Here is a 22,272-nt window from a genome sequence, read left to right as displayed (position 1 = left end):
ACAGGAAAATGAATTCCTTACAAGATGCACTTTATAATTGGCTTACGATTAAGATAGTCTGTGATGCTCGTCCCGATGATACAGCCGCTCAAGAAACGCTTGATCTTTTTGATGATATTTTATCCTCGCAGCATCATGTATCGAATATAGAAATCACTACCGACGATATGATGTATTATTTGTCTTATCAACAAAATGGGGAAAATAAAAAAACGCGGTATCCGCGTGAATTGATTGAAGTAATGCTCAATCAAATTAATCAAGAGCCAGAAAAGTATGAGAATTACCCAATAGAAGAATAAAAAAGAAGGCATATTCCGTAAAGGGATATGCCTTCTTTTTTCTTTGTCCAGCTACAGCGCCTAGGGGCTCGGGTCATAAGCCAATCGTCGAGAAGGTTAAAAAGCAACCTTCCCGCCGGCCCGTCTTATGCTTGTCGCCCCTAGGAAAAAATGAACTGCTTTTTTCCCTGATCAAGGCGCTTCCGCTTTTCTTTTACCAATCATCCTTCTCCGATTTTGCCCGATAAAACTTAAAATTACCCGTGTCTATTCTGGCATTTGTTTTCTCAGCAATTCTATCGCTGCAGCTTTTACACATATATGTATGGATAGGGCGATTTCGGAGCCGCTTTGCTGCTAATGACTCATCTTCAATCGCTTCAATTTTATCGCATATTACACATTTCACTCTCATTAAAGCACCTCTTAATTGATTTATCAAAATGGAATAATTTTATTATACTATACCAGTTCAATGGGCGTTACGTAAAATAAGTGTTTAAGTTGTTAAAAAAAAGGGATAGTAGTAATATGAGAATGTCTGTTTTAAAATAGATATTTGGAAATAATAAAGGGGTTGTAAAAATGGCAAATCAGGTAGAAGAAAGGTTGATAAAGCCTTTATATGATGAACTGCAAAAGGAAAGATTCGTTACATTAGCCACAATTGATCATGAAACTGGAGGCCCAAATGTTAGTGCAATTTCCTGGGTACTAGCGAAAGATGAAAGTACGCTTTACTTTGCAGTCGATAACCGTTCGAGAATTCTTGAGAATATTAAAAAAAATAACAAAGCCGTCATAAATTTAATTGCTAACGAATCTACATATTCAATTCAGGGAGAAGCATTCATTAAAGAAGAAAGACTTCCTGAAGTTCCGTTAAAATTGGCTTTGGTGAAGATAACTATTAAAGAAGTTAGAGATGTAATGTTTTACGGTTCAAAAATTGTATCAGAAGTACAATACGATAAAACATATGATAAAAATGCAGCAGAAAAATTAGACCGACAGGTTATGGAAGCAATGAAAAAAGCTTAGGAAATCCTAAGCTTTTTTTAAACTTCGTAAATGTCCCTTAAAAACTTCTAAAAGCAGCAAAGGTTTACGGAAAGAGCCTTATTTATAATGATTCGATTGGTCTTCCTGTTCCTTATTAAGCTTTTTTTCTTCGTCTGATGGCAGCTTTTTGTCCGGTTTTTCAGTAGCGTTTTTCGGACTTGGTGTAATTATGTCTCCTGGTATCTCTGGCATTAAGCGGCCTGCAACATCTGCCAGCTCCTCCATAATACCTCGAACAGGTCTTCCTTTATTTATATCTGCTTGTATTTCTTTTAAACGCTGGGTTGTATCAGCGTCAGCCACGACAACTGCATTTGCCCCATATGGGTCCTTTCTTAAGCTCTCAGCTACAGAATATTTAATGGAACCTACCTGTGAACGATCAATTTTTGCATTAACGTCAATTCCGACAATCGCATATTTACCCAAAACCACGGCTGTAGCATCATTAACATTTGGAATACTGGTTGCCAATTTGACTAACCGCTTGGATATTTGCTGCCCAGTTTTGCGATCAACATTTTCAATATAACTGTTTTTAACATTCACTAACGACTGATTTCCATTTTTAGAAATTTCTTTATTATTATCTGTATTACAGCCGCTAAGAAGTAAACAGATAGTAAATGACATCAAGAAATACTTCATTTTAACCCCACCTTCAAGAAAGTATTGTTAACATTTATTGTGCGGAACGTCTTCTATCTTTATTCCAATAAACATATATTTTACCAAAGTCCAATCTAGCAAAAGGTTTGTTTAATCCATATTTAACAAGCCTTACACCAAGTGAAGCGGAGGCGTCGCTTTGAGCAAAATATACGTGTTAGATACAAATGTCTTGCTGCAAGACCCGTATTCCATTTTCTCCTTTGAAGACAATGAAGTTGTTATTCCGGCAGTTGTTCTCGAAGAAGTGGACTCAAAGAAGAGGTACATGGATGAAGTCGGGAGAAATGCAAGACATGTATCAAGATTAATTGATGGTCTTCGGGCCTCAGGCAAGCTTCATGAAAAGATTCCACTCGAAAATGGGGGGTCAATCAGAATCGAGTTAAATCATCGCACCTTTCATGAGCTTCAAGACATTTTTATCGAAAAAACTAATGACAACCGCATACTTGCGGTAGCGAAAAATTTATACTTAGAAGAGCAAACAAAGGAAAATGGAAAACCGGTAATTCTTGTCAGTAAAGATGCACTTGTCAGAGTAAAAGCTGATGCAATTGGCTTAGATGCAGAGGATTTTTTAAATGACCGTGTTGTGGAAATCGATCATATATATACGGGTTTTTATGAGGTATTTATACCAATTGAGTTATTAGGCCGCTTTTATGAAAAAGGAGAATTAATTCTTTCAGAAATCGCGAATCATCCTTTTTATCCAAATCAGTTTCTCATTATGAAAGATTCCAATGGCAGTTCGGCTTCAGCAATAGGGATGGTAGATAAAACGAGTAAAAAAGTGAAGAAATTGGTGTTAAATCAAGAACATGTATGGGGAATTCATCCAAGGAATGTCCAGCAAACGATGGCAATTGAATTATTGCTGCGGAAGGATGTACCACTAGTCACCTTAATTGGTAAAGCAGGAACAGGGAAAACCCTGCTAGCCCTTGCCGCTGGATTGATGCAGACAGAGGACTTTCGGGAATATAAAAAGCTCTTGGTCGCGAGGCCAATCGTACCTGTTGGAAAGGATTTGGGCTTTTTACCGGGAGAAAAACAGGAAAAGCTGCGTCCGTGGATGCAGCCTATCTACGACAATTTAGAATATCTATTTAATACCAAAAAACCAGGTGAATTAGATGCTATTTTAGCTGGAATGGGCTCTATTGAGGTTGAGGCGTTAACATATATTCGCGGCAGAAGTTTACCAAAACAGTTTATTATCATCGACGAAGCGCAGAACCTAACAAAACATGAAGTTAAAACGATTTTAACTCGTGTAGGAGAGGGCAGTAAAATTGTATTAATGGGTGACCCGGAACAAATTGATCATCCATATCTTGATGCCTATAACAATGGTCTGACGTATGTCGTGGAACGGTTCAAAGACCAAGTCATTTCAGGCCATGTGAAACTATTAAAAGGGGAAAGGTCCGGTTTGGCAAGGCTTGCCGCGGATTTACTATAATTTAAATAATAAAACGGGCGCCATTAGGCACCCGTCTTATTATTTAAGCTTGAACCCTGTTACATTTTTAATAGGTTTTTCCTGATTAGAACCATTTCCCATATAAACATGAACAGGACCATCAAGGGATAATGGTTTACCATTATTAGAAAAGCCCAGTATTAACTCATAGGCCTCATCCAGGGGAAACTCATAATCCTTGTTGGAACATTGCACGACAAGAGTACTAGCATCATCGGTTGGTTCCGCATTTTTCAAAAATGGCTTAAAAGGAATTCCAAAGGTGCCATTCATAACTTTTACTTTTTCAAAGTTCTTCTCTGTCTTTAAAGTGGGCGGATAGATTGCTCCTTCAGTAATCTCACGATCCCAATGCTTTGAGACAGCCTTTGTATACTCCTCCATTGCATTTACATTCTCTTTTTCCTTCGAAAAATACGTGGTTAAATCAACGCGGCGGTCGTCGAAAATCCAGACACCTGGATCAAGAGTTATCGTATATTTCACTTTTCCTGTAATCATCATAATATTTTCCATTGTTTTACCCCCTAAAGTTCACAATAATAAGTATAGCTTTTTTTAAAAGGAATGTCATAATCTATGCAGTAAACCTTATTGTTCTTGCAATTTTTGATAGTAAAAGGTAAAATTTATAGATAAGTTGAATAATCGCTCTGAAATGGGGGGATGAATGTTGGCGTCTGAAATGATCGTGAATCACCAGGAAAAAGCCTTTGCTTTATTGCAGGCTGACGCTGAAAAAATTTTAAAGCTTATCAAAGTGCAAATGGACAATCTCACGGCTCCTCAATGTCCTCTTTATGAAGAGGTGTTGGATACGCAAATGTTTGGCCTTTCAAGAGAAATAGACTTTGCTGTTCGATTAGGCTTAATAGATGGTAAAGATGGAAAGGCGATATTAGATAAATTAGAAAGAGAATTATCCGCCTTGCATGATGCATCTTTAAGAAAATAAACTTCATTAACTCAAACAATGGAATGGAATTGTTTGGGTTTTTTGTTAATTAACTTATTCAGAATATTCCCTATTGAATGAATATCTTAACGGTAACATTTCCTCAAGTAATGAACAGCAGAATCCATTATAATAATACTTGTAAATTAATTTTGAAAATGAGGAAATAAAAAATGGTTAAAAAAATATTAAAATCCTATGATTATACATTAATAATTGCCATAATCCTATTATGTGGTTTTGGTCTGGTAATGATTTATAGTGCCAGTATGGCTTATGCTGTCCAAAGATATGAAGTAGCCAGCGATTTTTTCTATCAAAGACAAAAAATATTTTTGCTAGGTTTTACTTTGATCTTTATTATTTCAGCTATCATTCCATATAAAATGATGCAGTTTACTAAATGGTTTCAGGTCCCAATGGTATTTGCATCAATTATCACCTTGCTTGGTTTATTTGTTTTTGGACAAACAAAGAATAATGCGCAGAGCTGGTACCAAATAGGGACTTTTTTATTCCAACCCGCTGAGTTTGTAAAGCTGGCAGTGATTATTTATTTAGCATCTGTTTATGCAAAAAAACAAGACTATATTAATCAATTTAATAAGGGTGTCCTGCCTCCCTTGGTATATCTGTTTGTAGTATGTTTTCTTATTATTATTCAGCCAGACTTTGGTACGGCATTTATCATTGCCCTTATTGCAGCTACTATCATTTTATCCTCTGGGATGAATCCAAAAAGTATTGCTAAATTAGTAATATCGGCACTAATCATTCTTATCCCGGTAATTATAGTCTTATGGGCAACTGGAAAGTTATTTTCTGCGGAGCAAATGAGCCGTTTTCACGTTCTAAAAAATCCCTTTGATGATGCCGAGGATGCTGGTTTTCATTTGGTAAACTCATACATAGCCATTGGCTCTGGAGGGGTTAATGGACTTGGTTTAGGAAAAAGTATTCAAAAACTTGGCTACTTACCTGAATCACATACAGACTTTATTATGGCTATTATTGCAGAAGAACTAGGGATTTGGGGTGTGGGCTTCGTCATTCTTTTATTGGCTTATGTTGTATTAAGAGGAATTTATATTGGTGTACAGTGTAAAGACCCATTTGGAAGTCTGCTTGCAATTGGGATATCAAGTATGATTGGAATCCAAAGCTTTATCAATTTAGCTGGTGTATCGGGAATTATTCCACTAACTGGTGTACCGCTGCCATATATTAGCTATGGAGGTTCATCCCTTTTAATGCTTGCTGCTGCAACTGGAATTCTTGTTAATGTTTCGATGTTTGTCAAATATGAAAAAAAATATAAAAACAATCAGGAACATACTGAAAAAAAACAACAGATTCGTGATGGAAATGTTTTTTATCTTTAATCAAAACGCGGGGGCCTTTTAAGATCCTCGCGTTTTTGAAAATACATAGAATTTGAGGTGCTACTAGTGACAAGACAAATCAATAAAGTGTTGGTTGCCAACAGGGGAGAAATAGCGATTAGGGTTTTTCGCGCCTGCACAGAACTGAATATTCGGACTGTTGCGATTTATTCCAAGGAAGATTCTGGAGCCTATCATCGTTATAAGGCAGATGAAGCTTATTTAGTTGGGGAAGGCAAAAAACCAATTGACGCCTATTTGGATATTAATGGAATTATTGCTATTGCTAAAAAAAGCGGAGCCAATGCCATACATCCGGGATATGGATTTTTGTCTGAAAATATTCATTTTGCCAAACGATGTGAAGAAGAAGGGATAATTTTTATTGGTCCGACCTCGAAACACCTTGATATGTTTGGAGATAAGGTAAAAGCAAGACAGCAGGCTGAGTTAGCGGATATTCCCGTTATTCCTGGAAGTGATGGTCCTGTAAATAATCTAGCCGAAGTAGAGGATTTTACAGAGGCGCATGGATACCCGATCATTATTAAAGCTTCACTGGGCGGTGGGGGCCGTGGGATGAGAATCGTCAGAAGCCGTGAAGAGGTTAAGGAAGCATTTAACCGTGCGAAGTCTGAAGCTAAAGCGGCATTTGGGAATGACGAAGTGTATGTGGAAAAGCTTATTGAAAAGCCAAAGCATATTGAAGTGCAAATCATCGGTGACAAGAAGGGGAATATAGTCCATCTGTTTGACAGGGATTGCTCTGTACAAAGGCGGCACCAAAAAGTAGTCGAGGTTGCTCCAAGTGTCTCTATTTCTAATGAATTGCGGGGCAGGATATGCGATGCAGCAGTAAAATTAATGAAAAATGTATCCTACCTAAATGCTGGTACTGTTGAATTTCTTGTCGCTGGAAATGACTTTTATTTTATCGAGGTAAACCCGCGGGTACAAGTTGAACATACCGTAACGGAAATGGTAACAGGAATTGATATCGTACAAACGCAGGTTTTAGTTTCTGAGGGCCATGACCTTCATGGTCCGATTATTGGGATTCCTGAGCAGGATAAAATCCAGCTGAATGGGTTCGCCATTCAGTCACGTGTTACCACAGAAGATCCCCTTAATAATTTTATGCCAGATACAGGAAGAATCATGGCTTATCGCTCTGGCGGAGGATTTGGCGTAAGGCTTGATGCTGGAAATGGTTTTCAAGGTGCGGTGATTACACCATATTATGATTCTTTGCTTGTTAAGCTCTCAACATGGGCATTATCTTTTGAACAAGCTGCTTCCAAAATGGTTCGAAATTTACAGGAATTTAGAATAAGAGGAATTAAAACAAATATTCCTTTTTTAGAAAATGTAGTTAAACATGAGAAGTTTAGAAATGGAGAATATGATACGTCTTTTATTGACACGACCCCTGAGCTGTTTATGTTCCCTGTACGGAAAGACCGTGGAACCAAGATGCTTAGCTATATTGGAACAGTTACCGTAAATGGCTTTCCTGGCATTGAAAAAAAGAAAAGACCTGTATTTTCAAAGCCAAGAATTCCAGCTTTACCATATGACCTGCCATACCAAGAGGGAACAAAGCAAATATTAGATAAATATGGTGCTGAGGGACTGATTGATTGGGTTAAAAGTCAAAAGCAAGTTTTATTAACTGATACGACATTCAGGGACGCTCATCAGTCCTTATTAGCGACTCGTATGAGGACAACAGATATTGTTCACATTGCCGAACCTGCAGCAAAACTTTTACCAGAGTTATTTTCTTTTGAAATGTGGGGTGGTGCCACATTTGATGTGGCCTATCGTTTCTTAAAAGAGGATCCTTGGAATCGTTTATTAACATTACGTGAAAAAATTCCAAATGTTTTGTTTCAGATGTTGATACGGGGTGCGAATGCCGTCGGATATAAAAACTACCCTGACAATCTAATTAAAGAGTTTGTTCAGCAATCGGCCTCTGCCGGAATTGATGTGTTTCGAATTTTCGACAGCTTAAACTGGGTTAAAGGAATGGAGACGGCCATAGATGCCGTTAGACAAACAGGAAAAATTGCAGAGGCATCCATTTGTTACACCGGTGATATTTTAGACCCAACAAGAACCAAATATAATATGGCCTATTATAAATCATTGGCTAAAGAACTTGAGAAACAAGGGGCTCATATTTTAGGAATAAAGGATATGGCAGGCTTATTGAAGCCGGAAGCAGCCTATAGGCTAGTATCCGAATTAAAAGAAGCGGTTGATATTCCAATCCATCTCCACACACATGATACCAGTGGAAATGGAATTTTCACTTATGCACGTGCCATAGATGGTGGTGTAGATATCGTGGATACGGCTCTAAGTACAATGGCGGGCTTAACCTCCCAGCCAAGTGCTAATTCTTTACATTACGCTCTTGAAGGATCAAACAGGAAACCGGCCGTTAATATCGCTTCACTTGAAAAGTTATCCTATTACTGGGAGGATGTCCGCAAGTATTATCAGGATTTTGAAAGTGGCATTTTATCACCTCATTCCGAGGTTTATCAGCATGAGATGCCTGGGGGACAATACAGTAATCTTCAGCAGCAGGCTAAAGCAGTCGGGCTGGGAGAACAGTGGGATGAAGTTAAAGATATGTATTCCCGTGTAAATAAGATGTTTGGAGACATTGTTAAGGTTACCCCTTCCTCAAAGGTAGTCGGCGATATGGCATTATTTATGGTGCAAAATGAGCTGTCAGAGGAGGATGTGTTACAAAAGGGACAGTCACTTGATTTTCCTGATTCTGTGATTGAATTATTTGAAGGATATCTTGGACAGCCTCATGGAGGTTTTCCTGAAGAACTGCAAAAAGTGATTTTAAAAGGAAAAAAACCATTGGAGGTAAGACCGGGAGAGCTGCTAGAATCCATTGATTTTGAACAGCTAAAGAAAGAGTTATATCAAGAACTCGGCAGACAGGTTACTACCTTTGAAATTATCTCCTATGCACTGTATCCAAAGGTATTCCTGGAATATATCAAGACGGTTGAACAATTCGGAGATATTTCAGTACTCGACACCCCAACATTTTTATATGGAATGCGATTGGGTGAAGAAATAGAAGTAGAGATCGAAACAGGAAAAACACTGATTGTAAAGCTTGTCTCCATAGGTCAGGCCCAAGCTGATGGAACAAGAATTGTGTATTTTGAATTAAATGGACAGTCTCGTGAAGTGGTTATTAAAGATGAAAGTATTAAAGCGACGGTATTATCCAGGTTAAAAGCTGATCCAAAAAATGAACTCCATCTTTCGGCCTCGATGCCAGGAACAGTAATAAAGGTACTGGTAGAGAAAGGGGAAAGGGTAGAACGCGGAGATCATTTAATGATTACGGAAGCGATGAAAATGGAAACTACCGTTCAAGCACCATTTACAGGGATAATTAAGGACATTTATGTAGTAAATGGAGATGCTATTCAGACGGGGGATTTATTGCTTGAATTAAATAAGGATTAAAAAAAGAGCTGCCGAAAAGATTTCGGCAGCTCTTTTTAGTGATTCCTTTTTGTCCTCGAATATAAAAGGATAAAGTAACTTAAAACACCAAACAGGCATGTTATAAAGAAGGCATGCAGCAGAGCGATATATAGATTTAAGCTGGTAAAAATAATCAAAGCTCCTGCAATCACTTGTAAGCAGACAAGGATGAAGGCAATAATCCAGCCCCAATATAGAACTTTTTGGTTCTTATAATGGCGAACGGCTAAAAGAGTAATGTAGGCAATCCAGATAAAAATGATTCCTGCCGCAGCCCTATGTCCCATTTGCACCCATTCGTACATATTACTCGGAAGGGCAGGCGCGTCATTCAGGCACAATGGCCAATCCCGGCAAACAAGGCTTGATTTTGTATGGCGCACAAGAGCTCCGGAATAAATGACCAAATAACTATAAATAGATACGGCTACAATATGGAATCTCATTCGCTTATCGATAACCAGTTTTTCTGCTTCAAATTTTTTATCAACCTCAAAAATAAGCAAGGTTAACAAAAACACAGATGCGAACGAAATGAGGGAAATCCCAAAATGCAAAGCAAGCACAAAATCAGATTGGCCCCATTTCACAGCGGCAGCGCCAATTAAGCCCTGCAGAAGTAAAAAAAAGAAGGAAAGTAAAGAAAGAAATTTTGTTTCCCTTATATGACCAATTTCCTTCCAGGACCAAATGGATAGAACTAACACCATGATTCCACCTACACCTGAGACAAGCCTATGGGCGAGTTCAATGATTAATTTGGGAGATACTTCTAAGGGTAGAAACTTCCCATGACATAAAGGCCAAGTATGGCCGCATCCCATTCCAGAACCAGTTTTTGTAACTAAAGCCCCTCCAATTAATATAAAGATCATTACGATTGTAGTGGCTACAGCCAACCACTTCAAAGAGCGTTGCAAAAAATTCACCTCTTAAAAAGTTCAATCATTTGTCAAAGAATTTCCTTGACAGTATAATGAATGAAAAAAGTAGAAAGATTAAAAGTACCTATCCCATCATAACGAATAAACAGGAAAAAGAACAGAATTTCAGTCAAGATTTTTAAGGTAAATTTTTTAGTCAAAATATCCTAATAAATAATTTTTATTTTACACTATTATTATAGTGAAAAACGTTGAATCTCTATTTGGAGTCTGTTAGAACTATTATGGAGGATTGGAAAATACATATTTTTTTAACTAGATTTTAAAAAATGCAGTATAATAAGCAGTGAATAGTCATTGACACAAATTAGTCAAAAATTATTCAAAAAAAGTTCACAAAAATATCGCAAAGTGTGATTTAATATACAGAGAAAGTGTTGTTAAAAGCATGGAAATTTATGGGAATAGAAAAAATAAAAGTAGTCTTGATACACTTCTGTTAGTGAATATTGGTTATTAAGGATTAGGAGGAAAAAATATGTCCAACCCAAAGGCTTATGGAGATGCCACCCTTGAGAATGGTACTTCAAGCCTTCATGCTGATATAGAAAAAACTTCTGTTTGGAAAGATTTTATGGCACTAATAAAAATTGGAATTGTGAATTCTAATCTTATTACCACTTTTTCGGGTTTATGGCTCGCACTGCATTTTTCAGGCCAAAGCTTTTTAAATAACCTTGATATTGTATTTTATACAGTAGCAGGTTCCTCACTCATTATTGCTGGTTCATGTGCAATTAATAATTACGTGGATCGGGATATTGATCATTTGATGGATAGAACAAAGGCTAGACCTACAGTAACAGGGAAGGTACTTCCGGTAAAAGTTCTTGGTTTGGGTATTTTACTTATTGGACTGGGAACACTGTTTTTATTCTTTACTACCTGGACTGCAACAGTAATTGGACTGCTTGGAGTTTTTAGTTATGTTTGCCTCTATACACTGTGGTCAAAACGCCAATTGGTATCGAACACAATAATCGGGAGTATTTCAGGAGCAGTTCCGCCATTAATTGGCTGGGCTGCAGTAGATGGAAATCTTGATCCGATGGCATGGGCCCTATTTGTGCTTATGTTTGTTTGGCAGCCTCCTCACTTTTATGCTCTTGCAATGAGAAGGGTTGAGGAGTACAGGGCAGCCGGAATTCCAATGCTTCCTGTGGTTAAAGGATTTAAAACCACAAAAATTCATATTTTAATCTGGGTGGCGCTTCTGTTGCCAATCCCAATTTTTCTAACTAAGTTAGGAATCCCATTTCTAATTCTCGCTACCATATTAAATATTGGATGGCTGGTGTTAGGGATTTATGGATATAGGATCAAAGATGACATAAAGTGGGCAAAACTAATGTTTGTTTATTCATTGCAATACTTAACTATTATTTTTGTAGCGATGGTTTTAGTTACATTAATTTAGTTTTGCTAAACGATTCTTTCCTGTTAACAATAGTACTTTTTATTAAATAGGGAAGAATCATCCTACATACTTCTTTGGTCAAAAAAAACTTAAGAATTTATAAGCGAAAGAGGGGTTTGATTAAGCTATGAAAAGGCTTGCAAAGTGGCGTTTTATATCGTTATTTGCGATTTTAGCGCTTGTACTCTCCGGATGTGGTGAACCGTACCTTTCTACGTTGAATCCTGCCGGTGAAGTTGCAGACACGCAATATGATTTAATGAAGCTTAGTACATTGATAATGGTTGGGGTAATCATTGTAGTAATGGTTATTTTCGTTTTGGTGTTTATCCGTTTTAGAAGAAAAGACGATACAATTCCAAAACAAGTTGAAGGCAGCCATAAATTAGAAATTATTTGGACAGTTATTCCGATTCTTTTACTTTTAGTTCTCGCTGTTCCAACTGTGGCAGCAACATTTAAGCTTGCAGATGTATCACCGATGGACAAGAAGAATTCTAAGGCACTCGTGGTTAACGTCCGTGCCCATTTATACTGGTGGGATTTTGAATACCCAGGACAGAAAATTGTAACAAGTAATGAACTTGTTGTTCCTACTAATGAAAAAGTATATTTCAACTTAAAGTCAGCAGATGTTAAACACGCATTTTGGATTCCAGCTGTTGGCGGTAAGATGGATGTCAATACTGAAAACGTCAATAGATTCTGGCTTGAGTTTGATGATAAAAAAGCAAACGATGCAGGCAACCTTTTCTATGGTAAATGTGCGGAGCTTTGCGGTCCATCCCATGCTTTGATGGACTTTAAAGTAAAAGCAATTAGCAAGGATAAGTTCGATGCTTGGGTAACGGCAATGCAAGATGTAAAAGAACCGTTAAAAGCGTCAACTGCAGCAGCTTCAGAAGGACAACAAATTTTTAATAAGAGCTGTATCGGCTGTCACGCCGTTACACCTGCTAACAAAATGCCTGATACTGCACGAATCGCACCTAACCTATCCAATTTTGGTGACCGTTCTCGCGTAGCAGGTATTCTGGAACATAATAAAGAAAATGTGAAAAAGTGGATTAAAAATCCTGAAACGTATAAGCCAGGTAACTTGATGACTGGTAAATATGGTAACCTGTCCGACGATCAAATTGATGCATTAGCAGATTATTTAATGGGATTAAAGGTTCAGGAATAAAAGGGGAATTGGTTGAAAGGGAGGTAAAATTGTGAGTACCTATGCTCAAAAAAAGGGTTTTGGCGCAACTTTATGGGATTTTTTAACAACAGTTGACCATAAAAAAATTGCCATCCTATATCTTATTGCAGGTGGATTATTCTTCTTAGTTGGCGGACTTGAGGCAGTATTTATCCGCATCCAGCTTGCAGTGCCTAATAATGATTTTGTAAGTGCAGGATTATTCAATGAAATTATAACTATGCACGGAACTACTATGATTTTCCTTGCAGCAATGCCGCTGATTTTTGCCTTTATGAATGCGGTAATGCCATTGCAAATAGGAGCACGTGACGTAGCGTTTCCATTTGTGAATGCTGTGAGCTTTTGGTTATTCTTCTTTGGAGGAGTGTTCCTAAACCTTTCATGGTTTTTAGGCGGCGCACCTGATGCAGGATGGACTTCATATGCATCACTTGCCATTGCCTCAAAGGGACATGGTGTTGACTTCTATATTTTAGGATTGCAGATATCAGGTTTTGGGACGCTGATGGGTGGTATTAACTTCCTTGTTACAATCATCAATATGCGTGCACCTGGTATGACGTATATGAGGATGCCTTTGTTCACATGGTCAACATTTGTAACCTCAGCATTAATTTTATTTGCTTTCCCGCCATTAACAGTTGGCCTTGTGTTAATGATGTTTGACCGTATGTTTGGAGCTCATTTCTTTGAAGCTGCAATGGGCGGTAACACAATTATTTGGGAACATCTTTTCTGGATTTTCGGACATCCTGAAGTTTATATCTTAATACTTCCAGCGTTCGGTATTTTCTCGGAAATCTTCTCGATGTTTTCAAGAAAGCGATTATTCGGTTATTCCTCAATGGTGTTTGCAACCGTGTTAATCGGTTTCTTAGGCTTCATGGTATGGGCACACCATATGTTCACAACAGGTTTAGGACCAGTTGCCAATGCCATCTTCGCTGTAGCAACAATGGCAATTGGTGTACCGACTGGTATTAAGATTTTTAACTGGCTGTTTACGATGTGGGGAGGCAGTGTGAAATTCACGACTCCAATGCACTACGCATTTGCCTTTATTCCAACATTTGTGGCTGGTGGGGTAACAGGAGTAATGCTTGCAGCTGCAGCAGCAGACTATCAATATCATGATACTTATTTTGTTGTCGCCCACTTCCACTACGTTATTGTCGGTGGTGTAGTGTTTGCATTACTGGCTGGTACACACCTGTATTGGCCAAAAATGTTCGGTACAATGTTGAATGAAACATTAGGTAAAATCACCTTCTGGACTTTCTTCATTGGATTCCATATGACATTCTTTATCCAGCACTTCTTAGGCCTATGGGGTATGCCGCGCCGTGTATTCACATACCTTCCAGGTCAAGGTTTTGAGACAGCCAACGCGGTTAGCTCATTTGGAGCAGCATTTATGTCTGTTGGTGTCATTGTTATGTTAATCAATATCATCGTGACTTCAGTTAAAAATGTTAAAGTTGGAAATGATCCATGGGGAGACGGAAGAACATTGGAATGGGCGATTCCATCACCTCCGCCATTCTATAACTTTAAGCAGCTGCCACTTGTTCGTGGCTTAGATGCATACTGGATTGAAAAAATGGAAGGTAAAAAGGGTATGACACCTGCTGAACCGCTTGGTGATATCCATATGCCTAATTCATCATTTTTACCGTTTATTATGTCTTTAGGATTATTCATTGCCGCATTTGGTGCAATGTATCATGTTGATAAGGTATCTTGGGCATTGCCAGTAATGATTTTAGGCTTACTTATTACTTTCGGTGCAATGTTCACGCGTTCAGTCAAAGATGACCATGGTTTCCATATTCACAAAGAAGAGCTTATGGACGATGATGATAAGGGGGTTAAGGCATAATGCACGCTGAAGAAAAATTTACTTATGAAACATGGCCTGCTGCGCCGGAAAAATCAACCCTTGAAGCAAAAAATAAATTTTTAGGTTTTTGGTTCTTCTTAGGTGGAGAGACAGTTCTTTTTGCCTCACTCTTTGCAACTTATCTTGCATTGAAGGATAAAGTACCGAATACTAACATGCCTTTAGCAAAAGATTTATTTGAATTGCCGCTAACATTTGTGGCCACTATGCTTTTATTAACAAGTTCATTAACAAGTGTTTACGCAATGTATCACATGAAGAACTTTGCTTTTAGCAAAATGATGGTTTGGCTTGGAATTACGGCTTTATTAGGTGCCGGATTCCTAGGCCTAGAGGTTTATGAGTTTAGCCATTATGTTCATGAAGGCCATAAATTCACAAGCAGTGCGTTTGGATCTGCCTTCTATACATTAGTTGGCTTTCACGGAGGACACGTAGCATTTGGTTTGTTATGGTGTATAACCCTCATGCTGCGCAATGCAAAACGCGGTTTAAACCTTTACAATGCACCAAAGTTCTATGTATTTAGTTTATACTGGCACTTTATCGACGTTGTTTGGGTCTTTATCTTTACCGTAGTATATTTAATGGGAATGGTGGGATAAAAAGATGGCAAATCCACAATTAAATTCTGGTAATCCACGAGTTGACATTGAATATCGACGCCGAAAAAATGCGGAAGAGATGAGATATCAAGTAGTTTCATTTGCGCTAATGATCTTCTTGACTTTAATTGCATTTGCGGCTGTAGCTATTAAAGGATTTACTTCTTGGTTTACAGTTCCATTTATTATCCTTTTAGCTGTTGTTCAAGTGATTTTTCAGCTTTACTATTTCATGCATATGAGCCATAAAGGCCATGAAGCTCCATCGCTTTTCCTTTATTCTGGTGTTTTAGTTGGAGCGATAGCTATATTAGCTTTTTCAACGATTATTTGGTGGTAAATAAACAAAAAAGAAAATCGGCTTTAGCCGATTTTCTTTTTTAAAACTGGAAAATTTCATTGCTTTGCTTCTCGATTAGCCCAAGGGTATAATAGAGCTGTGCTATTTTTAATTTATACTGAGGTGATTTGCGGTGCTTTCTTTAGACATATTTGGTTTTAAAGCACTTTGGAGCCCTTATTTTTTAGTAATATTGGCTTTTTTAACGGCGGGATATTTTATCCTGACTACTAAATTTAGGAGTTTATTTCCTGGAAGTGAACCTTTAACAAAGAAACAAGGTTTATTATTTTTTGCATCGATGGTTCTTCTCTACGCCATCAAGGGATCTCCTATTGATTTACTTGCCCACCTTATGTTTTGGGTGCACATGATTCAAATGGCTGCCCTAGTATTAATCGTTCCGCCTATTTTTATCTATGGAATACCTACATGGGTTTGGAAAAAGCTTTTTAGTGTTAGTGTAATCAACTCTTTGTTTAAGATTTTTACAAAGCCCCTAATTGCTTTAATTTTATTTAATGGACTCTTTTCGTTTTACCATGTTCCGATTATTTTTGATCACGTGATGCAGAATATTTGGCTGCATGCGGGTTATTCTATCCTTTTGTTTGTTGTTGCCATTTTTATGTGGTGGCCATTAATAAACCAAATGCCAGATCATCAAACCTTAAGCGGTTTGAAGAAGGTCGGCTATATATTTGCGGATGGTATTCTATTAACCCCTGCATGTGCGCTTATTATTTTTGCTGATACACCTATCTATGCCACTTATTCTGATCCGCATGTTTGGGGACAGGTCATGAGCTTATGTGTTGGGACCGCCAACTTTGACAGTTTAAATTTAAGCGGCCCTGAGCTGTTTAGTTCAATGTCATTAATTCATGATCAGCAGCTTGGCGGTGTACTAATGAAAGTCATCCAAGAAATTATTTATGGTTTAATGCTTGGACATGTTTTCTTTGAATGGTATCGAAAAGACCAAGCTGAATCTGACAGGGAATTGAAGCAATCGTTAAATCCATCGCTGATTAAATAATCTCCCAAACGCTTGGGAGATTTTTTTATGGTAGGCTGTGTTATGGAACTTTGTTAATTTGCGCGAGACTCATCGAAAATGCTATCGCATTTCCTACGTGCATGGGCGGATTCGAGGATGAAATTCAATGTCCTGCGGGATTACGGGACAGGGGAAGCCTGCAGGCGCTTTAGCGCCGAGGAGGCTGCCGGGACGCCCGCGGATAGCGAAGCCGCCTGGAGAAAATCAACAGGCCGGTTTAACACAGCCCCATAAACATGGGTCAATAATGGATTTAGATTGAAAACAAGGGGAAAATACACTACTATTATTATAGAAAAATGTAAGAAGAGAGGACTTATTAATGAATTCCTTACCGATTTTACCAACAATAAGTACAACTTTTATTGTTTTAAGCGGGATTACGGTTGCTATCGGCTGGTGGCAAATAAAGCAAAAAAAAATAGAGGCACACAAAAAGACAATGTTCATGGCAAGCTTGTTTGCCCTAATTTTCTTTATTATTTATGCTTCTAGAACGATTTTTATAGGAAATACTTCATTTGGCGGACCAGATAATATTAAAATATATTATACCGTTTTTTTAGTATTTCATATCACATTAGCCACCATTGGTGCAGTATTAGGTGTAATTTCTTTAATATCAGGTTATAAAAATAATCTTGTTCTTCATCGCAGGCTAGGCCCCATTACAAGTATTGTTTGGTTCTTTACTTCGATTACGGGTGTAGCAGTTTACTTGTTACTTTACGTATTTTACCGTGGTGGAGAAACCACTTCCATGATAAAAGCAATTCTTGGGTTTTAAAAAGGCATATTTTCGCAACGATTGTGGTTTCTCGTATAAGTTCATTAACCCGTAAATTAAATGCTTCTTGGCATCTTTTCGTAATCTTTAATAAGTCCCATAAGCAACATAGTTACGAAAAGAGCCTTAAATAAAGAAAGACGCGTGATTATGTTCACGCGTCTTGTCTTTTTTACTCAGCAAATTTACTAACTTCATTCTTTACTTCATCAAGAATTTTTTTGCACTGGCTAACAAGAGAAGCTGGGAAGTTTTCACCCTCGCCATATTCTACCCCATGAGGATAATAATGCTTTCCTAATAGTGGTGTCATTAATTGAATTGTTGCTTTAAAAGTATCGACATCACCTTCAACCGCATAGCCTTGAACACGAAGGTAAAAGACGCCTTCCTTCATTTCAAACTTGCGGTCATATGTAACACGGTCGTAGTCCCATTGACCAGCACGAATTAAACCGTGATTATGCATTACTTCATCCAAACGGTTAATTTCAGCTTTAAGTTTTTCAATTCCAATGTTCTCAAATCTCACAATTAATCCCTCCTAAAAAACAATGCCATGCCCCTATAGATTCAGTATTGGTATTATAGCAAGTTTAATTCATTTTTAATAATAGAGGAAAATGCGATAACATGCAATGGATACATTCAACGAATAAATCATTCTCTATTGGACAACCTAGATTATGTTCCGAGCAAAATAACATGGGGGCGAGAAAATGGAAACAATCCGTGATATTATGACAGATGAAATTGAATGCTGTACCTTATTAGATAACATCTTTGAAGTTGCGGTAAAAATGAAAGAACTTAATGTTGGTGCCATCCCAATTGTAGATCAAGATAAACTTGTCGGAATGATAACAGATCGGGATATTGTAATTCGGGGAGTAGCAGAAAAGCACCCGGGTTCAACAAAAGTGGAAGATATCATGAGCGATAAGCTTATCACTGTATCCCCGGACACCTCCAGCAATGATGCGGCTAAGTTAATGGCGGAGAATCAAATACGCCGGCTTCCAGTGGTTGAGGATGGAAAACTAGTCGGAATTGTTTCACTAGGGGATTTTGCTATTCATGCATTAACAGATGATCAAGCGAAGGAAGCCCTAACTCAAATTTCTGAGCAAAACTATAACGGGGTACAGCATTAAAAATATTATTTTCAAAAATAGAAAATCGATGATAAAACAGGTACAAAAGTACCTGTTTTATTTATTTAAAGGTTTATTTATCAGACATTTTTGATAATAACTATTACTTAACATGTTATTGATGATATAATTATTTTATCAATACATATAATGATAGAAAAAGTAATAGAGAGGGTGAAAGCCTCTGAAAGCATTGTTAAGGATTTTAGTACTGTCAGCAGTGTTCTTAACAATTGGATTCTATGCCAGTATTAATGATAAACCTAAAGATAAGGTTCTGATAAAAGAAGATCATACTTCTGAAATGAAACAATCGGGGTTACAAGAAAATCCTGATACTAAGCCAAGTAATAAAACCGCTTCTGAAATGCCTAAACAAGGATTAGCATTATTAATTGGCAAGGATATTACTTCCCTTGAAAATGAATTAGGGAAACCAGCTCGAATTGATGAAACACTATATGGCTATCAATGGTATATTTATAACCAGGATTATAAACGGTATTTACAAATAGGTGTAGAAAATCAGCAAGTTGTGACCATCTATGCCATAGGTGAAAATCTGGATGTCGCTCCTTTTGAGATTGGCCAGCCAGTAGAGGAAATATTTAATACACAATTTATTGATACAAATATTAATATCGAATTAAATGGAAATTCATACCGTTTTGAATTGAATGATACAGATTTAAATCTTAGACCCATTGTTCAGCTAGGGAATGTCTATGTGCAATTATATATTGATAAATTTACAGGAAATCTCTCAAGTGTAAGATTTCTAAATGCGGACACGCTGATTAAGCAGCGTCCTTATGAACTTGTATACAGCGGGCAATTAATCGAACCTCCCCCCCCTGATGAAACCAAGTGGAAAGAGATCGAACGCGCAAATGAACAAGAGATCTTTGATCTTACCAATGTATTGCGCATTAGACACAAATTAAAGCCTTTAAAATGGGATACTCCCACCGCAGAGGTGGCTTTTGGGCATAGTAAGGATATGTCGGATAACAATGATTTTTCCCATACATCCAAGAAATTCGGCGACCTTTCAAATCGGCTTAAAACAGCAAAAGTTGCCTACCAATCGGCTGGAGAAAACATTGCTGCTAATTATACAGATGGACCTGCAGTCGTGGAAGGCTGGCTGAATAGTAAGGGACATCGTGATTCATTATTAAATAAAGACTACACACATCTTGGAGTAGGTGTTTATAAGAAATACTATACCCAAAACTTTATTCAAAAGGCTGAACAATAAAATACCAAAAAAAGTGACAATCACTTGTCACCTCAGATTGTCGAGAAAGGGTAATTTTCTCGGCAATTTTTTATTTTTAAATAACCAAATTTTTATGCCCTGCTAACAGGCCTGTTGATTTCCGTTCCGGGCACTCGCTTTCCGCGGGGAGGTCCTGGAGCCTACTCGGCGCTTTGGCGCCTGCGGGGTCTCCAGTGACCTCTATATCCCGCAGGAGTTGAGTGCCCTCCTCTCCAATCAACAGGCGTGGATTAAGCATGGTATTGCAACACATTTTTCTAACATGGATAAATTCGTTGCAATCTTTTTTATTTTTTGGCAATGAAAAGTGGTGATTGCCTCTTGGATTTGAGAATGATTGACAAAGTCGATCCTTAAAACAGGAGAACGGTTTATAAAAGGGTTTTTAATACCCGATCCCATCATGAAAACGAGAGAAAGTCCTTCCATAATGCGGAAGTATGAAAAACGGGAAGAAATCAACAACTAAGTTTTACAAAGTTTATTATTTAAATAGGTAAAATGAAGGCTTTTATTTATAAACACTCAGTTGATTGGAGCGGAAGGCGCGAAGACTCCTGCGGGAGTACGGGGCAGGGGAGACCCCGCAGGAGCGAAGCGACGAGGAGGCTCGCCGGCACGCCCGCGGAAAGCGAAGCGCCTGGAGCGCAAACCAACTGACAAGTTTAAGAACCTATTACACCATAACTATTTACGCGGTGTATCATTAAAGAAACAAATGAAAAAAGGCTATCGAAAGTTTTTTCAATAGCCAAAGGTCACGATCGGTTGTCACCTTTCTTCATGTTTTCTCAAACTGACTAAATAAAAATTTAGTCCCGTCCCATTTTCCAAATACCCGAATCTTTTCTCCTATTTGAAAAGATTCCGTGTTAACATTTTCTGTAATGGGAGTTATTTTTTTTGCCATAATTAATTTTGCATCCGTTTGGATTTGAAGAATCTGTACAAAAATGTATCTGTGGTAATAAAAGCGCTGTTTCTCCTCAACAATACTTTTAATTTCCCCCGTTAAAACCGCTTCTGGATGGACATGGCTCATGGAAAGCCACTTTTTGTCATACTCTTTCCTTTCTTTCTGTGTAAGCCAAAAAAAATAAAGGCAAATAATTGGAATGAGAATGGCGGTAACCATCTTAAATCAATCTCCCCGCACAATTATTTTTTTATGATAAAAAAAGTACCTGTTGCATGGGCAATTTTTTTTCCATCACTGCGGTAAGCTTCTCCTGAAACCACCATTGTTTTTGTTCCTTGATGAACCATTTCGGCTCTGCAGCGGAGCTGTTCCCCGGCACCTGGAGCAATATAATGGATGTTAAGCTGATTGGTCACAGCACCATATCCTTCTGGGAGAAGATTATTTGCCAGTGTCCCCATCGCAGTGTCTATTACAGTGGCAGTTATTCCGCCATGAACAATCCCCAAGTTATTATCAAGTGTGGAATTAAGTGGAATGATTATTTCACAAGAATGATTGTCTATTTTCTTTTCCATATGGAGAATCCCATCCAGATAGATATTGTTATTACGATTAATCTTCCGTTGAACTCCTTCCATTAGGAAAGACAAGGCTTTTAAATCTTCCTCTGATCCCGTTTCGATGCAGTTTTCTAAAAGTTGACGCAGTTCATCTTTCATATTTGTTACCTCTTTCCAATCTTTTTCTTAAGTCATATTACCATTTACAAGAATATTAATAAATATTTTCACCTTGATAAGAGGTATCACATTTTAAATTATTTTTCATATTGTATTATTGGCGATGATTATGGGCAGAGGTGAGAAATATGACGCAAAAAAATTTGCACCCATCCGTATTAAAATTTAAAGAATTTGTTAAAAACAATCCAAATCTCATTCAAGAGGTAAGGAATGGGAAAGCAACCTGGCAGGAGTTATATGAAGACTGGTACCTATTGGGGGAAGATGATAAACGCTGGGAAACACTTGGAATAGAAAAAAGTCCAGAACCGGAAGAAAGTACGGAGTCTAAGGGAGATTGGATGTCCAGTGTGATCGGTATGGTGAAGAAAATGGATCCCAATCAAATGCAAAATCACATTAATAACCTCAGTCAGGCACTCGGTGCAATACAAGGAGTAATTTCGCAATTCCAGGGGAATGGTCCTGCAGGCGGTTCAGCAAAGCCGTCAGAAGGACCTAAACATCCATTTCAATTTAGAAAAGATTAGAGGAAGTGT

24 protein-coding genes are annotated in these 22,272 nt (G+C 37.8%); 17 read left to right on the top strand and 7 right to left on the bottom strand.

Annotated elements, in window-relative coordinates:
• Positions 1-8: 8 nt before the first annotated feature.
• A complete protein-coding gene (locus PH210_RS01635) occupies positions 9-302 on the top strand; it encodes a hypothetical protein (RefSeq protein ID WP_223595925.1) in 294 nt (97 codons plus the stop codon).
• Positions 303-495: 193 nt separating this feature from the next.
• Here the strand turns inward: PH210_RS01635 and PH210_RS01630 are convergent, their stop codons facing one another.
• On the bottom strand, positions 496-696 hold the full coding sequence (locus tag PH210_RS01630) for a YlaI family protein (RefSeq protein ID WP_289982434.1): 201 nt from the start codon (positions 694-696) through the stop codon (positions 496-498).
• A 170-nt stretch (positions 697-866) separates the two neighbouring features.
• Between PH210_RS01630 and PH210_RS01625 the strand changes: the two genes are divergently transcribed.
• Entirely contained in the window at positions 867-1,322 is a 456-nt protein-coding gene (locus PH210_RS01625; RefSeq protein WP_289982432.1) for a pyridoxamine 5'-phosphate oxidase family protein, read from the top strand.
• Between the two features lie 78 nt (positions 1,323-1,400).
• On the opposite strand, the gene PH210_RS01620 is transcribed toward PH210_RS01625, so the two are convergent.
• Complete coding sequence (locus tag PH210_RS01620) at positions 1,401-1,991, bottom strand: YhcN/YlaJ family sporulation lipoprotein (protein ID WP_289982430.1); 591 nt, start codon at positions 1,989-1,991, stop codon at positions 1,401-1,403.
• Between the two features lie 160 nt (positions 1,992-2,151).
• Between PH210_RS01620 and PH210_RS01615 the strand changes: the two genes are divergently transcribed.
• Complete coding sequence (locus tag PH210_RS01615; protein ID WP_223595933.1) at positions 2,152-3,480, top strand: PhoH family protein; 1,329 nt, start codon at positions 2,152-2,154, stop codon at positions 3,478-3,480.
• Positions 3,481-3,519: 39 nt separating this feature from the next.
• On the opposite strand, the gene PH210_RS01610 is transcribed toward PH210_RS01615, so the two are convergent.
• Positions 3,520-4,017: a peptidyl-prolyl cis-trans isomerase gene (locus PH210_RS01610; protein ID WP_289982426.1), complete on the bottom strand. Its 498-nt coding sequence runs from the start codon at positions 4,015-4,017 to the stop codon at positions 3,520-3,522.
• Between the two features lie 157 nt (positions 4,018-4,174).
• On the opposite strand from PH210_RS01610, the gene PH210_RS01605 reads away from it, so the two are divergent.
• From PH210_RS01605 to pyc, 3 genes are all read left to right on the top strand, one after another.
• On the top strand, positions 4,175-4,456 hold the full coding sequence (locus tag PH210_RS01605; protein WP_223596031.1) for an Fpa/YlaN family protein: 282 nt from the start codon (positions 4,175-4,177) through the stop codon (positions 4,454-4,456).
• Between the two features lie 173 nt (positions 4,457-4,629).
• The gene (locus tag PH210_RS01600; protein ID WP_289982424.1) at positions 4,630-5,838 is read left to right on the top strand and encodes an FtsW/RodA/SpoVE family cell cycle protein; all 1,209 of its coding nucleotides are present in this window, start codon (positions 4,630-4,632) and stop codon (positions 5,836-5,838) included.
• A gap of 66 nt (positions 5,839-5,904) precedes the next feature.
• A complete protein-coding gene (gene pyc, locus PH210_RS01595) occupies positions 5,905-9,348 on the top strand; it encodes a pyruvate carboxylase (protein ID WP_289982423.1) in 3,444 nt (1,147 codons plus the stop codon).
• Between the two features lie 35 nt (positions 9,349-9,383).
• Here the strand turns inward: pyc and PH210_RS01590 are convergent, their stop codons facing one another.
• Complete coding sequence (locus PH210_RS01590) at positions 9,384-10,289, bottom strand: COX15/CtaA family protein (protein ID WP_289982420.1); 906 nt, start codon at positions 10,287-10,289, stop codon at positions 9,384-9,386.
• A gap of 502 nt (positions 10,290-10,791) precedes the next feature.
• On the opposite strand from PH210_RS01590, the gene cyoE reads away from it, so the two are divergent.
• From cyoE to PH210_RS01550, 8 genes are all read left to right on the top strand, one after another.
• The gene (gene cyoE, locus PH210_RS01585) at positions 10,792-11,730 is read left to right on the top strand and encodes a heme o synthase (protein ID WP_289982419.1); all 939 of its coding nucleotides are present in this window, start codon (positions 10,792-10,794) and stop codon (positions 11,728-11,730) included.
• 127 nt (positions 11,731-11,857) lie between these two features.
• Positions 11,858-12,916, top strand: coding sequence for a cytochrome c oxidase subunit II (gene coxB, locus PH210_RS01580; protein WP_289982418.1), 1,059 nt, complete (start codon positions 11,858-11,860; stop codon positions 12,914-12,916).
• A gap of 31 nt (positions 12,917-12,947) precedes the next feature.
• Complete coding sequence (gene ctaD / locus PH210_RS01575) at positions 12,948-14,819, top strand: cytochrome c oxidase subunit I (RefSeq protein WP_289982416.1); 1,872 nt, start codon at positions 12,948-12,950, stop codon at positions 14,817-14,819.
• Positions 14,819-15,445 (top strand): cytochrome (ubi)quinol oxidase subunit III, encoded by a 627-nt coding sequence (locus PH210_RS01570; protein ID WP_223595948.1) that lies wholly within the window; start codon positions 14,819-14,821, stop codon positions 15,443-15,445. The genes ctaD and PH210_RS01570 overlap by 1 nt, the downstream gene beginning before the upstream one ends.
• A gap of 4 nt (positions 15,446-15,449) precedes the next feature.
• Positions 15,450-15,785 carry a cytochrome c oxidase subunit IVB gene (gene ctaF / locus PH210_RS01565; RefSeq protein ID WP_289982415.1) on the top strand — a complete coding sequence of 112 codons (336 nt, stop codon included), beginning with the start codon at positions 15,450-15,452 and terminating at the stop codon, positions 15,783-15,785.
• Between the two features lie 133 nt (positions 15,786-15,918).
• Entirely contained in the window at positions 15,919-16,824 is a 906-nt protein-coding gene (gene ctaG, locus PH210_RS01560) for a cytochrome c oxidase assembly factor CtaG (protein WP_289982414.1), read from the top strand.
• Between the two features lie 127 nt (positions 16,825-16,951).
• Positions 16,952-17,107 carry a hypothetical protein gene (locus PH210_RS01555; protein ID WP_289982411.1) on the top strand — a complete coding sequence of 52 codons (156 nt, stop codon included), beginning with the start codon at positions 16,952-16,954 and terminating at the stop codon, positions 17,105-17,107.
• Between the two features lie 60 nt (positions 17,108-17,167).
• Positions 17,168-17,632: a DUF420 domain-containing protein gene (locus tag PH210_RS01550; RefSeq protein ID WP_289982409.1), complete on the top strand. Its 465-nt coding sequence runs from the start codon at positions 17,168-17,170 to the stop codon at positions 17,630-17,632.
• A 172-nt stretch (positions 17,633-17,804) separates the two neighbouring features.
• On the opposite strand, the gene PH210_RS01545 is transcribed toward PH210_RS01550, so the two are convergent.
• Complete coding sequence (locus PH210_RS01545) at positions 17,805-18,164, bottom strand: YugN family protein (protein ID WP_289982407.1); 360 nt, start codon at positions 18,162-18,164, stop codon at positions 17,805-17,807.
• Between the two features lie 187 nt (positions 18,165-18,351).
• On the opposite strand from PH210_RS01545, the gene PH210_RS01540 reads away from it, so the two are divergent.
• A complete protein-coding gene (locus tag PH210_RS01540; RefSeq protein WP_289982405.1) occupies positions 18,352-18,786 on the top strand; it encodes a CBS domain-containing protein in 435 nt (144 codons plus the stop codon).
• Between the two features lie 184 nt (positions 18,787-18,970).
• Positions 18,971-20,047, top strand: coding sequence for a CAP domain-containing protein (locus tag PH210_RS01535; protein ID WP_289982964.1), 1,077 nt, complete (start codon positions 18,971-18,973; stop codon positions 20,045-20,047).
• 802 nt (positions 20,048-20,849) lie between these two features.
• Here PH210_RS01535 and PH210_RS01530 read toward each other — a convergent pair.
• Both PH210_RS01530 and PH210_RS01525 read right to left on the bottom strand, forming a co-directional pair.
• Positions 20,850-21,203, bottom strand: a complete 354-nt coding sequence (locus PH210_RS01530; RefSeq protein ID WP_289982403.1) for a hypothetical protein — start codon at positions 21,201-21,203, stop codon at positions 20,850-20,852.
• 23 nt (positions 21,204-21,226) lie between these two features.
• A complete protein-coding gene (locus PH210_RS01525; protein WP_289982401.1) occupies positions 21,227-21,709 on the bottom strand; it encodes a PaaI family thioesterase in 483 nt (160 codons plus the stop codon).
• 149 nt (positions 21,710-21,858) lie between these two features.
• On the opposite strand from PH210_RS01525, the gene PH210_RS01520 reads away from it, so the two are divergent.
• Positions 21,859-22,263 carry a YlbD family protein gene (locus PH210_RS01520; protein WP_289982400.1) on the top strand — a complete coding sequence of 135 codons (405 nt, stop codon included), beginning with the start codon at positions 21,859-21,861 and terminating at the stop codon, positions 22,261-22,263.
• The last annotated feature ends 9 nt before the right edge of the window (positions 22,264-22,272 follow it).

The organism is Paenibacillus sp. BSR1-1 (genome assembly GCF_030403775.1).
GTDB lineage: Bacteria > Bacillota > Bacilli > Bacillales > Cytobacillaceae > Neobacillus.
Note: the sequence above shows the minus strand (reverse complement) of the source record. Positions and strands in the feature narration are given on the sequence as shown.

Excerpts from the sequence above, each read along its gene's own strand:
- PH210_RS01635 (WP_223595925.1), top strand. The coding sequence starts at position 9 with ATGAATTCCTTACAAGATGCACTTTATAATTGGCTTACGATTAAGATA.
- PH210_RS01630 (WP_289982434.1), bottom strand. The coding sequence starts at position 696 with ATGAGAGTGAAATGTGTAATATGCGATAAAATTGAAGCGATTGAAGAT.
- PH210_RS01625 (WP_289982432.1), top strand. The coding sequence starts at position 867 with ATGGCAAATCAGGTAGAAGAAAGGTTGATAAAGCCTTTATATGATGAA.
- PH210_RS01620 (WP_289982430.1), bottom strand. The coding sequence starts at position 1,991 with ATGAAGTATTTCTTGATGTCATTTACTATCTGTTTACTTCTTAGCGGC.
- PH210_RS01610 (WP_289982426.1), bottom strand. The coding sequence starts at position 4,017 with ATGGAAAATATTATGATGATTACAGGAAAAGTGAAATATACGATAACT.
- PH210_RS01600 (WP_289982424.1), top strand. The coding sequence starts at position 4,630 with ATGGTTAAAAAAATATTAAAATCCTATGATTATACATTAATAATTGCC.
- cyoE (WP_289982419.1), top strand. The coding sequence starts at position 10,792 with ATGTCCAACCCAAAGGCTTATGGAGATGCCACCCTTGAGAATGGTACT.
- coxB (WP_289982418.1), top strand. The coding sequence starts at position 11,858 with ATGAAAAGGCTTGCAAAGTGGCGTTTTATATCGTTATTTGCGATTTTA.
- PH210_RS01570 (WP_223595948.1), top strand. The coding sequence starts at position 14,819 with ATGCACGCTGAAGAAAAATTTACTTATGAAACATGGCCTGCTGCGCCG.
- ctaF (WP_289982415.1), top strand. The coding sequence starts at position 15,450 with ATGGCAAATCCACAATTAAATTCTGGTAATCCACGAGTTGACATTGAA.
- PH210_RS01555 (WP_289982411.1), top strand. The coding sequence starts at position 16,952 with ATGTCCTGCGGGATTACGGGACAGGGGAAGCCTGCAGGCGCTTTAGCG.
- PH210_RS01550 (WP_289982409.1), top strand. The coding sequence starts at position 17,168 with ATGAATTCCTTACCGATTTTACCAACAATAAGTACAACTTTTATTGTT.
- PH210_RS01540 (WP_289982405.1), top strand. The coding sequence starts at position 18,352 with ATGGAAACAATCCGTGATATTATGACAGATGAAATTGAATGCTGTACC.
- PH210_RS01530 (WP_289982403.1), bottom strand. The coding sequence starts at position 21,203 with ATGGTTACCGCCATTCTCATTCCAATTATTTGCCTTTATTTTTTTTGG.
- PH210_RS01525 (WP_289982401.1), bottom strand. The coding sequence starts at position 21,709 with ATGAAAGATGAACTGCGTCAACTTTTAGAAAACTGCATCGAAACGGGA.
- PH210_RS01520 (WP_289982400.1), top strand. The coding sequence starts at position 21,859 with ATGACGCAAAAAAATTTGCACCCATCCGTATTAAAATTTAAAGAATTT.